Genomic DNA, 14,166 nt, shown 5'->3' on the forward strand with positions numbered 1-14,166 from the left:
ATCTTTAGCTCCCTTCTGTAGACATAGCTTTTACAGCTTCAACAATCTTTGCATATCCTGTGCAGCGACAGATATTGCCGGATATAGCATGTCGTATTTCTTCTTCATCAGGGTTAGGGTTATTCTTCAAAAGTGAGTATGCAGTCAATATCATTCCCGGGCTGCAAAAACCACATTGTATAGCGTGATGTTCAATAAAAGATTCCTGAATAGGGTCAAGCTTTTCACTACCTGATAAACCTTCAATTGTTGTGATTTCTTTGCCTTCAGTCTCTGTCACAAGGAGTATGCATGACCGTACAGGGAGTCCATCCAACAGAACCGTGCAAGCGCCGCATACACCCTCTCCACAGCTTTCCTTTGTTCCAGTAAGACACAGATCATCTCTTAGAATTTCAAGCAACGTGCGGTTCGGGTAAGTTGTTATGCTATGTTCTTCATTATTTATTTTCAATAGAATGGTCTTTTTGTCCATAACTAATACCCCCTTTTTAAATCTTGAAAGGCATTCTTAAGGGATCTCTTTGTTACAACCTTTACCATTTTTCGTCGATATGTTGCCGGAACAGATAAGTTATTTATCATTTCTGACAAATTGTCAGCAAGATTTGCAACCTCATCCATATCTTCAGCAGAAGGATTTCTACTTTTCAGGCATGATGATGCATTTTCAATTATTTTTGGAGCAGAAGCAGCAGCACCGATAACAATTCTCGCATTGTCTAAATTGCCATCTTTATCTTCTGAAAGAAATACAGCCGTTGAAACCAGAGGATATTCCAAACCCTTTCTGATTCTCAATTTTTCATATGAAGAGCCGTATTTTGCATCAGGCAGAGGTATGATAAATTCAGTCAGCAGTTCGTTATCTTCAATTAAAAAGGGGTTCTCACCTTTACCTGTAAAGAAATCTGATAGTAAAATAGTACGAGAAGAGTTATTTTTCTCCAATTTCACCTTTGAACCTAAGGAAATTAATGAAGGCGCCATATCGCCCTGATATACGCTGAAACAACGCTTTCCGCCCCTGGCTGCATGACAAATGTTGCCTCCGGCCTTGAAACATGGCTTAAGGCCATTTCTGAAAAGCTCTGACTGATTGTAATATAAGCAACGTGTATTTTGAAGTATGTTTCCCCCAATAGTAGCTCTGTTCTGTATTGGAGGGGCTGCCAATAATTGAGCTGCCTGTGTAATGCCTTTAAACTTTTCATTCATTAAAGGAGATTGCAGAATCTCTTTTATGGTAGTTGAACTTTTAATAATCACTTCATTTTTTCTTTTTTCAATACCCTTTAATCCTTTGATTTTATTCAAACTCATCAAATATGAAGGTGCTGAAAGACCAAGCTTCATCATAACAACAACTTCAGTCCCCCCTGCAACAACTTTTAATTTATTTCTATATTTATCAAGTGTCAATAATGCCTTTTTCTTAGAACCTGGCTCTAAAATATTAAAAGTTGGCATTCTCATAAGGGACCTCCTGTTTTGACTACTTTACAATCATTTTTATAACTTCTTGACAGTAGCCACTGATATCTAATATACTTAAATCAAAAAAATTAACGTATATCGTATACAATATGTCTAAAACTATATTTTATTATTTTTTTTGTCAACTAAATATTTTTAATCAAATTATTTATGATAAATAATGCTATTAATAATGATATTGAGAAGTTGTACAATCTATTTGAGGTAAAACTTGAATTTATAGCAGATAACCTCTTACTATCAAAAACAAATAATAATGACAACATATTGTTAAACGTACAGGCAGTTATAGAAAAAGTATTTATAATTTCCGCCATGAAAATTTCGAATGGCAACATCTCAAAGGCTTCTAAACTCCTTGGAATAAACAGAAATACACTAAGCAAAAAACTCAAAGAACTTAAAGCTGCAACCAATATATAACCAGCCCATCACCAACTATAGCCAGTGGTTTCCAACGTGTTAAACATAGGTTGTTTAATAAATTTGACCGCAGCAGTCCACAAAAACTGGAGAAATCTTTGCCTTTTTCTATTCTTTTGTATATTTTGAGATAAGATCTCCTAATTCTTTTGTTCCCATACCCATTTTACCAGCATCAAGAGATTTTATATTATTTTTTAAAGCCCTTTGGACCGATATATCTATTAATTTTGCACCTTCCTCTTCCCCAATAAATTCAAGCATCATGCCACCAGAAAGTATGGCAGCAAAAGGATTAATTATATTCTTACCTGTATATTTTGGAGCGGAACCGCCCATAGGCTCAAACATTGATACACCTTCAGGATTTATATTTCCGCCGCAGGCTATGCCTAATCCACCCTGAATAATTGCACCAAGATCTGTTATTATATCTCCAAACATATTATCGGTAACAATAACATCGAACCATTCGGGATTTTTAACCATCCACATACATGTAGCATCTACATGGGCATAGTCTGTTTTTATGTAGGGATATTCCTCTGCTACTTCATTAAATGCCCTTTCCCACAGATTGAATGCATATGTAAGCACGTTTGTTTTACCACATAAAGTCAATTTATTATTTTTATTACGTTTTTTTGTATATGCAAAGGCAAATCTGATGCATCTTTCTACCCCTTTTCTTGTGTTTATAGATTCCTGTATTGCAACCTCATCTTTTGTACCTTTTTTCAAAACACCGCCTGCCCCGGTATACAGCCCCTCTGTATTCTCTCTGACGACAACAAAATCAATTTCTTTTGGTCCTTTGTTTTTTAACGGTGTATCAACACCTTCATATAATTTTACAGGTCGAAGGTTAATGTACTGATCAAGTTCAAATCTTATTTTTAAAAGGATATCTTTTTCTAATATTCCCGGTTTTACATCCGGGTGTCCCACAGCTCCAAGATACAGGGCATCATGCTGCTTCATTTCACTGAGGATGCTATCAGGCAGGGTTTCACCTGTTTTTAGATACCTTTCTCCACCGATATCATAATAACTGTATTTCAATGAAAATCCCAGCTTGTCTGACACGGCATTTAAAACTTTGACACCTTCTGCCACTACCTCAGGGCCTGTTCCATCGCCCGGTATTACACCAATATTATATGTTTTAGACATCTTTCCCTCCTGATTTATTGATTATGAATTAAAATGAAAAGATATGAATAAGTATTTTTTACTTTTCATTTATTTATCAAAGCTTTCCTGCCAATATCTCTTCGATATTGCATACCTTCAAAATTTATGCATGATACAGCTTCATATACTTTTTTTATTGCATCTTCATATGTATTGCCAATAACAGTAACTCCTAAAACTCTGCCCCCTGATGTAAAAAACTCGCTTCCTACCTTTTTTGTCCCTGCGTGAAAAACCATAATATCTTCTTTGTTTTTCAGGTCTTCAAGTCCATTTATAATCTTCCCTTTCTCTGGATTTTCGGGATACCCCTCAGACGCCAATACTACACATATTGATACGCCATCTCTCCACTCAATATTTTTTATGGTATCCAATTTGCCTTCTGTACATGCAAGAAGGATCGGAACAATGTCACTCTTCATTTTAAAAAGTATGGGCTGTGTTTCCGGGTCTCCCATCCTTACATTGAATTCAAGGACATTTGGGTTGCTGTTCTCTGACAACATGAGACCGCCATACAACACACCCTTATAGATTATGCCTTCGTTCCTCAACGCATTAACTGTTTTACTCATGACTTCTTTATCTATTTTTTCTTCAAGGCTCCGGTTTATAAAGGGAATAGGTGTATAAGCGCCCATACCGCCTGTGTTAGGCCCTTTATCATCATCAAATAAGGATTTATGGTCTTGAGAAGGCAGCATTGAAAGAATAGAATTGCCGTCAGTAAAGGAAATGTATGAAGCTTCAACACCAGGCAAAAACTCCTCAATAACAACTTTAGACCCTGCATCCCCATGGATACGTTCGACCATTAAATCTTTTAATACCTTCTGTGCTTCCTCTTTATTTGTTATGACATAAGCCCCCTTCCCTGCACATAATCCGTCTGCTTTTATCACAAAAGGTGGCGTCAAGCTATCAAGGTATGTCCGTGCATCGGTATAGTTTAAAAATACTCTGAAGGAAGCGGTTGATACTTTGTATTTATCCATCAAGCCTTTTGCAAAAACCTTGCTTGTTTCAAGCAGCGCCCCTTTTTGGCAAGGGCCGAATATGGGGATACCGCTTTTTTCGAAGGCATCCACAATGCCCATGGCTAAGGCATTTTCAGGCCCAACAACAACAAGCCCGATTTCTTCTTTTTTTGCAAAAGCTATGACATTCTCTGCATTGGTTATGTCCATCTCAATACAATCGGCAATTTCAGAAATCCCACCATTTCCGGGAATGCAAAAAATAGCGTCTACATATTGTGACTGTGATAACTTCCAAACAAGGGCATGCTCCCTACCGCCGCTGCCTATTACAAGAACTTTCATAAATATTTTTCCTTCACGTTATAGAGTGTGATCTATTTTATTCCAGACAAATATGTATAGATAGCGCTGTCATAATCAGATGTAAAGAAAAAAACTTTCTTTGCCAGATAAAACCTTAAATCTTCTGTTGTCTCACCGTTATTTTGATTCATATTTTCTATTATTTTTGGATAATCTTCAGGATCAACAACAACAGTAACGTATTTGTAATTCTTTGCCGCTGCTCTTATCATAGAAGGACCGCCTATATCAATATTCTCTATGGCTTCTTCGAAAGTACAACCCTTACTTACAACCTCCTTAAAAGGGTACAGATTTACGACTATCATATCTATATGTTTTATGCCAAGAGACTCCATCGCATTTTGATGTTCATCGTTATCCCTGATATTTAGAATTCCTCCATGGACTTTCGGATGCAGTGTTTTTACCCTACCGTCCATAATTTCAGGGAATCCGGTATATGCACTGATTTCTATGGGATTAATGCCGATTCCATCGAGATATTTTTTTGTGCCACCAGTTGAAAGTATCTCTATACCGTAGCTTTTTAAAAAAGGTGTTAACTCCGACAGACCGGATTTGTTGGATACACTAATAACCGCTCTTTTTATTTTCATAAATCCCTCCCTTATACTTTCTTGGTTAGCCGTGCTTTCGTCTATATTTCCAAAATAGTTGTAAATATTTATTATTAATCATTTATCATGTAAAATATGTTGTCTTCAAAGTGAAACTGTTTTATTTTTCCTTCGACTTCCATAAGACTGAGACTGCTTTTTACCCTGTGCTCCGGTATGCCTGTAATTTTCACTATATCATTCAGTGTTAACGGTCTTCTTTTTAGTATATCCAAAACCATTTCCGACCAGTTGTCCTCCACGTTCTTTTTAACTTCTTTTTCGAAATTGCATATGACTTCACATCCATAGCCAAAATATTTACTGATTCTATCAAGTTCTGCATGATTGATCCCATCTATCGTGTTGTCAGTCGGGGGTCTGATAACGGTATTTAGTTGCACTTTTTCAACACCAAGGTATTCAACAATCTTTTTTAGTCTTCCCAGCTCTTCAATACTGTCGTTTACATTTTTAATCAGCATAATTTCAAGCCAGATATTGCCTGTATAAGTATCCCTGAATTTTTTCATACCTTCAATGATTGTACTAAGTTCAATCAAGGTATGAGGTCTGTTGATATATCGGAATATGTCTTCGCTTGCTGCATCAAGTGATGGCAAAACAACGTCTGCCATACTAAGGTTATCCCTTATCTCTTTATCATTCAAAAGTGATCCGTTTGTTATAACTGCTACAGGAACATCTAAGTTTTTCTTAATCTCCCTAATCATCCACCCGATATCTGAGTTTAGAGTAGGCTCTCCAGACCCGGAAAACGTTATATGATCAATATGGCTTAGCTGTTTTGCCTTATTGATTATTTCCTCAACTATTTCATAGGCATCAAAGAAGCTTCCTCTCTTAATTTCCTGATTTGTTGTTTTTCCAATCTGGCAATATATGCAGTCAAATGTGCAAATTTTTCTTGGAATTATATCTACACCCAACGAAAATCCAAGCCTCCTGGAAGGAACTGGTCCAAAAGTAAATTTACCCATGCAATGATAATAAACGATTGGTAGAAAAATTTAAATATAATTTATACATTCCATGATGAAAAACGTTTCAAATTAATAGAGACCTGTGCTAAAAAATATAGGCAAGATTGACTTTATTTTTGCAAATATAGTATCATTAAAAAATGGGCGGTTAGCTCAGGTGGTTAGAGCGCTGGTCTCACATACCAGAGGTCGTAGGTTCGAATCCTATACTGCCCACCATTTAACAACCAGGGGGCACAATGTCCGGACATAGCAAATGGAGTTCAATTAAGCATAAAAAAGGCGCAGCCGACGCAAAACGTGGAAAAATATTCACAAAACTTATCAAAGAAATTACTACAGCAGCAAGGATTGGTGGTGGTGACCCTGAATCAAATGCGAGACTTCGAACTGCCGTTTCTCAGGCAAAAATTGAAAATATGCCAAGAGATAACATTGAAAGGGCAATAAAGAAAGGAGCTGGCGCCCTTGAAGGTGGTGAGAGTTATGAAGAGTATACATATGAAGGGTATGGCCCCAGTGGTGTAGCCATCCTTGTCGAAGTGTTAACTGATAACAAAAAGAGGACAACTGCAGATGTTCGTCATGTTCTCACGAAGTATAATGGAAACCTTGGTGAATCAGGTTGTGTGTCTTGGCTGTTCGATAAAAAGGGATATATATCCTTTGATAAAAATAATGTGGATGAAGATAGAATTATTGAACTTGCCCTTGAGACGGGTGCAGAAGATGTTGCCTCAAATGATAACGAAATAGAAGTAATAACAGATGTTACAAATTTTGAAACCATAAGAAAGATGTTTGAATCAAACAATATAAAATATACTGTTGCAGAAATCAGCATGGTACCTCAAACGTCCGTAAAGCTTGAAGGAAAAAATGCCGATTCAATGTTAAAATTGTTGGAAATGCTTGAAGATTCTGATGATGTACAAAAGGTATATGCTAACTTCGATATCTCTTTTGAAGAAATGGAAAGATTAGCTGGCGGCAAGTAGCTTAAGTGATCATCCTTGGCATAGACCCAGGTTTAGCAAGTACAGGTTTTGGCGCGATAAATTGCAGTAGTCAATCCACTTCCCTTTTGAAATGTGGATCTATAAAAACATCTCAGAATATACACATTTCAAACAGGCTGTTTCAGATATACAACGACATGAGCTATCTCATCGATACTATAAGTCCTGATATTATTGCCATCGAGAATGCCTTTTCTCTTATAAGATATCCCCGGGCCGGTATTTTGTTGGGAAGTGTACTGGGTATTATATATTTGCTGGTTTCACAAAAAAAGCTAAAGATAGTTGAGATTACACCAAAAGAGGTAAAAAACGCCTTAGTTGGATATGGTAGTGCAAACAAAAAACAGGTCAGCGAAACAATTCAAAAAATACTACATATAGGCGAAATTAAGTCTTTCCATGCTTCAGATGCCTTGGCAATTGCATTAACTGCATTTTACAGAGAAAGTCCCTTGAGGCTTCGATGATATCATATCTTGAAGGAAAACTGAAAAGGGTATACGATGATCGCCTTATTCTCCTTGTTGACGGTATCGGATATGACATCATGGTTCCCATTTATGTACTGAATGAAATAAAAAAAACCACTAAAACAGATGATGAGCTAAACCTTTATATTTCTTATAATCAAACAGAGAGGCAGCCAAAACCAATCCTTGTAGGCTTTAAAAACGAACTGGATAAAGAATTTTTTGAGTTATTTATCTCTGTGGAAGATATAGGCCCTGCTGCTGCCATAAAGGCAATTGCAAGACCTGTAAGGGAAATTGCTCGTGCTATTGAGGATAAGGATGTAAAAACCTTAAAACAATTAAAAGGCATAGGCGAAAGGAAAGCTGATAAAATTGTAGCCACCCTTAAAGGAAAAACTGCCAAGTACGCACTAATACCGGAAACAAGATTGCCTGCCGATATCAAAGAAGATTTCAGAAAAGAGGTCGAAAGCGTACTTGTTTCTCAATTAGGACATAAATTAACAGAGGCACGTAAAATGATTGACGAGGCTATGAAAATAAATCCATCCATAGGTTCTTCCGAAGAATTATTTGAAGAAGTGTATAGGGGCCAAAGACGTTGATTAACGAGGAAATTAATAACTATTCAGAGGTAATGCGCGAAGACAATGCGCTGGATAATGAACAAAATATTAACTTAAGGCCCAGGCTGCTTTCAGAATATGTAGGCCAGGAAATAATTGTTGAAACACTCAAAATTGCTATAGAGGCAGCATTAAAAAGAAATGAACCTTTAGAGCATATCCTCTTTAACGGTCCACCGGGATTGGGAAAAACTACACTTTCACATATAGTTGCAAATGAAATGGGTGCGAGAATCATAACATCTTCGGGGCCGGCACTTGAAAAAGGTGGGGATTTGATGGGGCTTCTTACCCATTTAGAGAATGGCGATGTCTTTTTTATTGACGAAATTCATAGAATACCCAAGGTTGTGGAAGAATTTCTCTATCCGGCTATGGAGGATTTTGCAGTAGATTTTATATTTGACAAAGGTGTGCATGCAAGGACTCACCGATACAAACTTGAATATTTTACCTTAATTGGAGCGACGACAAGGGCAGGACTCTTGTCTTCTCCGTTAAGGGAACGTTTTGGCATTACAAGAGATCTTGATTTCTATAATGAAAGAGATCTTGTACATATTGTTAAGCGTTCTGCTTCAATATTAAAAATTTCCATAGATGATGATGGAGCTTTTGAAACGGCAAAAAGATCGAGAGGAACACCAAGGGTTGCCAATAGACTTCTGAAAAGGATTCGTGATTATGCACAAGTCAGGGCAGACGGAAATATAACAAAAAATGTTGCAGTAAATGCATTAGCCTTAGAAGGTATAGATGAATGCGGACTTGGAAAATTGGATAGAAAACTATTGCGGACAATTATTTTAAACTATAAAGGTGGTCCTGCAGGGATTGAAGCGCTTGCTGCAACGCTTCAAATTGAAACAGATGTTCTGATAGAAGTAATTGAACCATACTTGTTAAAAACCGGTTTTATAATAAGAACTTCACAGGGGAGAAAAGCTACAGAAAAAGCATACCTTCATCTTAACGTTCCATATAAAGGCAAGTCAGAAGTTTCTTTATTTTAGCTATGAAATGGAGCATGAACCATGAATGTGTACAAAATTAAGGTAGGATTACCCTCTTTACCTGACCGTTTTCACCTGTAAAACCAATGTCTTTTCCATTAAGTATAAGCTTTACACCACCAGCATTTCCTATAAGTAGATCAAATTTTTCTTTTGCATTAAACATTACTACTTCTTGAGGCTTCAGCATAAACTCTTTTTTTTCTGTATCATCAATTATTACGTTTATCCATGTTCTTTCATTACAAGTAATCATAAGTTTTTTTGTGTCAATAAAATCAGGAATATTTCTTTTACTATTGCCATCATTTATGTTGTTAGAAACCTGCACTGCAGTTTCAAGTTTTGATATTTCCGATCTATCCTTTTGCGTTTTATCAAAAATAAAAAATCCTAAAATCAAAATAATAATGGCTGAATATATATATATGGTCTTTGATGTTCTTTTATGTGTAGAAAAATGTTTTATATCTTTTTCAATTTTATCGTTTTTCTTATTATTTAACTTCTCATTATCCTTTTCTAATTGATTTTCATTGATATATGGCAGTATTTGATCATAATTTCCCAATAGTTCAGCATATTTCCTTACGTAACCTTTTACATATACTATATGAGGCAGATCCCCCCAATTTCCGTGTTCTATAGATTCGATAATGGATCTTTGCAGGCAAAGGTTTCTTGATATATATTCAACAGACAATAGCTTTTCTTCCCTTTTATCTTTAAGCAATTGTCCAACTACGCTTAATTCTAAAGAATGTACCTGATTTGTCAAGTTTTGTTTGACTACTTTGTTTTCTTTGGTTTTATGGCTAATGGGTTCAATTATTGCATCATCTATTATTTTTTTTATGTCTGTATTTATTGATAATTGTGTTTGTGCAATAATTTCAGATAATGATTTACCTAAAGGGTTTTTCTTCTTCATTGTTTATCAAATCCGTTTTTTGTCAGTTATGCCAACTATTTATATATTATTATAGTTATTTATAAACATTTTCAATAGAAAATTATAATTATTGTGGTACATATTATCAATATTATTAAAGAAAGCCAGCATCATGCCGATATGTTTGCAGTATAAATGCTTTATTATCAAATAGTTACAGTAAAAACTCAAAATCAATCAAGAGGTATTTTAAAAGACATAATTTCTTTTTCCTTTAAAAATCTGTATGACCCTGCGCTTAGACTACCCAGCTTAATATGCCCGACTCTTACTCTTTTGATTTTTAAAATTCGGTGGCCGATAGCTTCGCCCATTTTTCTTAAAATCCTGTTTCTGCCTTCGTGAAGTGTAATACTGTACCAGTGATTATTAAATGCCGTGCTGACATGAGTAATGCTTATTGCGCGAGCAGGGGCATCTTCTATCATAATTCCTTTTTTTATGGACCAAATATCATCATCACTCAACATGCCTTTCAATTTAACAAGGTATTCTTTTTCAACACCATATCTGGGGTGCATAATTTTATTCGCAAGCTCACCATCGTTTGTAAATATGATTAATCCTTCAGAGTTATAATCAAGCCTGCCTATGGGAAAAAGTTTACCATCCAGATCAATGAGATCCCTGGCAAGCTTTCTGCCCCTCACATCCTTTAAATCAGATATATAACCAACAGGTTTATATAGAGCTATATAAGTTTTGGAGTTATTATTCGTAATTGCCTTATTATCTAATTTTATAGTGTCTGTATTTGGATCTACCCGATATTGAGGTTCTAATACATTGATGTTATTTACGAATACTCTTCCAGCCCTGATTATTTCCTCAGATTTTCGCCTTGAATCTATACCTGAATTTGAAAGAAACTTCGATAGCCTTTGTAAAACTGCAGACATCCTTATCTTTTGTAAACATCCATACTTGATTTGGCAGGCGGTCTTAATTGGTCTGCTGCCCTGAATGCCCTAACTGATTCTCTGTCTGTTTGTGCAGAATAACCTTTATTAATATATGACATTCTTGTGTCATAAGTTTCTTTATATCTTCCTTCCCATGCCCTTTGATTTGCAATGCTTGCTTCCCTTTCCTCAAATGCTATACTTTCACTTAGTTTTCTGTATTTTGTGTCTCTATCTTCTTTATAATCTGCAAATTCCCTTTTTCTGTCAGATGTTCTCATTTCACTTAAAAAAGATTTATATTTATCAGCCTCAACCTCACTTAAAAATTTCTCGTCAACTTGATGTTGAACGATAGCTACTTTTTTTTGACATAAGGCATTTGCAGGAAAGATTATTAAAAAAAACAAAATGAAAATAAAGTATCTCATTATACACCCCCTTTAATCCTGATAAAGCTCAATAGCCGGTTTTCTATCTGTTTCTGAAGTAACCGATTTTAATATGATAGGCTCTTTTACTTTTTTTCTTACAATCTTTATATCTATTTTTTCTTTTTCATACGTAGCATCAAGCTTCATTTCAATACTTATGTTATCTTCATCCTTTAGATCCAATATAATTTCTTTTTTTATTTCTTTCTTTAATTGTATGATTTCATCTTCATTGTAACTTAAAGTTGGAACAAACGATACAAATATTCTTTTTTTCCCTTTTTCAAAATATTTTTCTAACTCAACTCCTTTTTGTATGCCACCTATATCTTCTCTGTTTACTTTAAGAGTTAAATCACCTGGATTTATCCTGTTAAATTTTGACTTACCATCCTCAAATTTATATTTAAATTTCAATTCTTTTTCCGATTCATATTTAATTATTGCTCTTTGTTCGTCTTTATCCGGAAGACAGTCTTTCTCGTAAAGCATGATGCTGTATTTAACAAGTTCCTTTTCTTTAAAAGGTTCATATGGAATAATTGTTTCTGCTAAAGCATTTAAATAACCTTGTGCATTCAAAATTGAGTATGTTGTTCTATCTTGCCACTTTCTGTCTACTATATAAAATTTTAGATATATTTTATCGTTTTTTTTGGTATAAACCCCTGTTATTAAAACATCAATATCAAATCTTTTCATGCTATTCTTTAATATATCAATACTTTCTTTTTTAGGTTTATCTGTATCTGAATTGAAATAGTGATCCTGGTAATTTATATAATTTATCAAACTTGCTGTATCAACTGTCATCCTTTTTTTTTGTTTAAAAACGGATGCAATCTCTTCTTTTATCTTTTCTGAGAATTTTGTAATATTATTCTTTTCATCATATATGTTATGGATGTAAACTCTGATATTTTTCTGAGGTTCGTAAGGAGCAATGATCTCATTTAATAGCCTAAAAGATACCGGATAAATCTGATGGTCTTCATATTCTAATTTATTTATATAAACATAATCGCCCTTACCCGCCTCAGCGCTTAATTTTATAACCTCACACACACTTGTTGAATCTTCAGTTTTTATTACAGCGCACTTTCCAATGTTACCTATCAATATGTCATCGTCGCTCTCGACTATTTTTAATATATCGCCTATAATTAAGCCATCTTTCTTTCCAAGGTTTGTAATTATTTTTTCTCCCGTCCCTACGCTGAGCACATCCTGAGGTGTTGCTATGATGGCTCCCTTAACAAGTTCTTCGCTAAATGTCCGGTTGGTAAAAATCAAGATTATTAAAAAAAATAATAAAAATAGATAAATATGTTTAATCTTCATTTATCCCTCATCTTTATAAATAGTTTTTAGAATCGTGGGTGTTACGAATATGAGAAGTTCGTTTTTTGTGTCCTTTTTGTGCTGATTTTTAAAGAGCCAGCCAAGAATAGGTATTTTCATAAGCAGCGGTATACCTGTTTCAGTATCATCGTTGGTTGTCTCATAAATACCCCCTATAACAACTGTTTCCCCGTCCTTGATTATAACGTCTGTGGATGCCTCTTTTGTTGACATTGCTATGGTGGTTGGATTCCAGTTATATGGATCATTTTTAGTTGCCTTGATTTTCATTTTTATTCTGCCGTCTTTTGTTGCATGTGGAGTGACCTCAAGGCTTAATTCTGCTTTTTTATATTCAATAGTTGGTGAAGCGCCTGCCATTGCAACAGTCTGATATGGTATTTCATTACCTTTTGATATTTTTGCAGTGATATTATCAGATGTTATAACTTTAGGATTAGCTATTGTTTTCACAATACCGTCTGTTTCTGCTGCAGCAATGGTTGCATCAAGAAAAAAACTTGCTGCGGCATCGCCTACAAGAAGTTGCAGCGCTCCGGCTTGAGCAGCAGGCATGGAGTTAATGCCTGGCTTGACAGACATGTCCCTGTTTAATAAATTACTTGTCCCTTGCATGGCAACGTTCCATTTAATACCCAGATCTCGTTGAAAATTAGTGTCTGCTATTACAATTCTTGCGTGGATCTGAATCTGTACAGGAGGGAAATCATGTTTACTAACAATCTCCTTAATCACTGCAACCTTTTCTTTTGTGTCTTTAACAATTATCGCATTTGTCCATTCCACCTCTGTGACTGTGCCGTATTCAGATAAAAGACCTTTCGCTCCGGCAGTTGCTGCACCAGTTGTTGATGTAGTGGCCTCGCCTTTTATTACTCTTGCAACTTTATTTGCGGTTGTGTAATTCACGAAGATTGTCTCTGTAACAAACTCCTCCCCTTGCTTGAGTTTTTCAAGTTTTTCCCTTTGTAAAGCTGCCTTATCAGCACTTTCACGATTCTTTTCATCAAGAAACTTTTTTAATGTAATCACTCTGATGATATTCCCTTCTTCAAATTTTGACAGGTCCTTACTTTTGATTATAATATCCAGTGCTTCTTCCATAGAGACGTTATCGAGCTTCATAGTTACTGTCTTATCTTTCAGTTCTTTTAAATCATCTCCTATTATTATGCTTCTCTCCATTACATCGGCCAGCCCTCGAAGGACGTTTCGAACATCTGCGTCTACAAAATCAAAGGACATCTTTTGGGGCTTTTTCACAGGTGCTTGACTGAAACAAAGAAACGGGATTGTAAATATTAAAAATAATATAATCA

The 14,166-nt window shown here is 35.4% G+C and carries 16 protein-coding genes and 1 tRNA gene; 6 read left to right on the forward strand and 11 right to left on the reverse strand.

Annotated elements, in window-relative coordinates:
• Positions 1-4: 4 nt before the first annotated feature.
• Together NT178_00430 and NT178_00435 are read right to left on the reverse strand one after the other, a co-directional pair.
• A complete protein-coding gene (locus NT178_00430; GenBank protein MCX5811004.1) occupies positions 5-475 on the reverse strand; it encodes a (2Fe-2S)-binding protein in 471 nt (156 codons plus the stop codon).
• Positions 476-477: 2 nt separating this feature from the next.
• Positions 478-1,476 (reverse strand): FAD binding domain-containing protein, encoded by a 999-nt coding sequence (locus NT178_00435; GenBank protein MCX5811005.1) that lies wholly within the window; start codon positions 1,474-1,476, stop codon positions 478-480.
• A gap of 171 nt (positions 1,477-1,647) precedes the next feature.
• Here NT178_00435 and NT178_00440 point away from each other — a divergent pair, with 171 nt between their 5' ends.
• Positions 1,648-1,920: a hypothetical protein gene (locus NT178_00440; protein ID MCX5811006.1), complete on the forward strand. Its 273-nt coding sequence runs from the start codon at positions 1,648-1,650 to the stop codon at positions 1,918-1,920.
• Between the two features lie 108 nt (positions 1,921-2,028).
• Here NT178_00440 and NT178_00445 read toward each other — a convergent pair whose 3' ends face one another.
• The 4 genes from NT178_00445 to NT178_00460 form a co-directional block, all read right to left on the reverse strand.
• Complete coding sequence (locus NT178_00445) at positions 2,029-3,093, reverse strand: 3-isopropylmalate dehydrogenase (GenBank protein MCX5811007.1); 1,065 nt, start codon at positions 3,091-3,093, stop codon at positions 2,029-2,031.
• A 65-nt stretch (positions 3,094-3,158) separates the two neighbouring features.
• Positions 3,159-4,439 carry a phosphoribosylamine--glycine ligase gene (purD, locus tag NT178_00450; GenBank protein ID MCX5811008.1) on the reverse strand — a complete coding sequence of 427 codons (1,281 nt, stop codon included), beginning with the start codon at positions 4,437-4,439 and terminating at the stop codon, positions 3,159-3,161.
• Between the two features lie 32 nt (positions 4,440-4,471).
• Complete coding sequence (locus NT178_00455) at positions 4,472-5,059, reverse strand: IMP cyclohydrolase (GenBank protein MCX5811009.1); 588 nt, start codon at positions 5,057-5,059, stop codon at positions 4,472-4,474.
• 74 nt (positions 5,060-5,133) lie between these two features.
• Positions 5,134-6,060 (reverse strand): radical SAM protein, encoded by a 927-nt coding sequence (locus tag NT178_00460; protein ID MCX5811010.1) that lies wholly within the window; start codon positions 6,058-6,060, stop codon positions 5,134-5,136.
• 145 nt (positions 6,061-6,205) lie between these two features.
• Here NT178_00460 and NT178_00465 point away from each other — a divergent pair.
• The 5 genes from NT178_00465 to ruvB all read left to right on the forward strand — a co-directional run bounded on the left by NT178_00465 (position 6,206) and on the right by ruvB (position 9,197).
• Positions 6,206-6,282 (forward strand) — tRNA-Val (locus tag NT178_00465).
• Between the two features lie 20 nt (positions 6,283-6,302).
• Positions 6,303-7,061 carry a YebC/PmpR family DNA-binding transcriptional regulator gene (locus NT178_00470; protein MCX5811011.1) on the forward strand — a complete coding sequence of 253 codons (759 nt, stop codon included), beginning with the start codon at positions 6,303-6,305 and terminating at the stop codon, positions 7,059-7,061.
• 5 nt (positions 7,062-7,066) lie between these two features.
• Complete coding sequence (locus NT178_00475) at positions 7,067-7,552, forward strand: crossover junction endodeoxyribonuclease RuvC (GenBank protein MCX5811012.1); 486 nt, start codon at positions 7,067-7,069, stop codon at positions 7,550-7,552.
• Positions 7,549-8,163, forward strand: coding sequence for a helix-hairpin-helix domain-containing protein (locus NT178_00480; protein ID MCX5811013.1), 615 nt, complete (start codon positions 7,549-7,551; stop codon positions 8,161-8,163). Before NT178_00475 ends, NT178_00480 begins: the two co-directional genes overlap by 4 nt.
• Before the next feature lie 32 nt (positions 8,164-8,195).
• The gene (gene ruvB, locus NT178_00485) at positions 8,196-9,197 is read left to right on the forward strand and encodes a Holliday junction branch migration DNA helicase RuvB (protein MCX5811014.1); all 1,002 of its coding nucleotides are present in this window, start codon (positions 8,196-8,198) and stop codon (positions 9,195-9,197) included.
• 37 nt (positions 9,198-9,234) lie between these two features.
• Here ruvB and NT178_00490 read toward each other — a convergent pair whose 3' ends face one another.
• The 5 genes from NT178_00490 to pilQ all read right to left on the reverse strand — a co-directional run bounded on the left by NT178_00490 (position 9,235) and on the right by pilQ (position 14,110).
• On the reverse strand, positions 9,235-10,128 hold the full coding sequence (locus NT178_00490) for a DUF4115 domain-containing protein (protein ID MCX5811015.1): 894 nt from the start codon (positions 10,126-10,128) through the stop codon (positions 9,235-9,237).
• Between the two features lie 194 nt (positions 10,129-10,322).
• Entirely contained in the window at positions 10,323-11,048 is a 726-nt protein-coding gene (locus tag NT178_00495; GenBank protein ID MCX5811016.1) for a pseudouridine synthase, read from the reverse strand.
• A gap of 2 nt (positions 11,049-11,050) precedes the next feature.
• The gene (locus tag NT178_00500) at positions 11,051-11,482 is read right to left on the reverse strand and encodes a hypothetical protein (protein MCX5811017.1); all 432 of its coding nucleotides are present in this window, start codon (positions 11,480-11,482) and stop codon (positions 11,051-11,053) included.
• 12 nt (positions 11,483-11,494) lie between these two features.
• Positions 11,495-12,826 carry a hypothetical protein gene (locus NT178_00505; GenBank protein ID MCX5811018.1) on the reverse strand — a complete coding sequence of 444 codons (1,332 nt, stop codon included), beginning with the start codon at positions 12,824-12,826 and terminating at the stop codon, positions 11,495-11,497.
• The gene (pilQ, locus tag NT178_00510; GenBank protein MCX5811019.1) at positions 12,827-14,110 is read right to left on the reverse strand and encodes a type IV pilus secretin PilQ; all 1,284 of its coding nucleotides are present in this window, start codon (positions 14,108-14,110) and stop codon (positions 12,827-12,829) included.
• Positions 14,111-14,166: the final 56 nt, after the last annotated feature.

Source organism: Pseudomonadota bacterium (genome assembly GCA_026388255.1).
Classification (GTDB): domain Bacteria; phylum Desulfobacterota; class Syntrophorhabdia; order Syntrophorhabdales; family Syntrophorhabdaceae; genus JAPLKB01.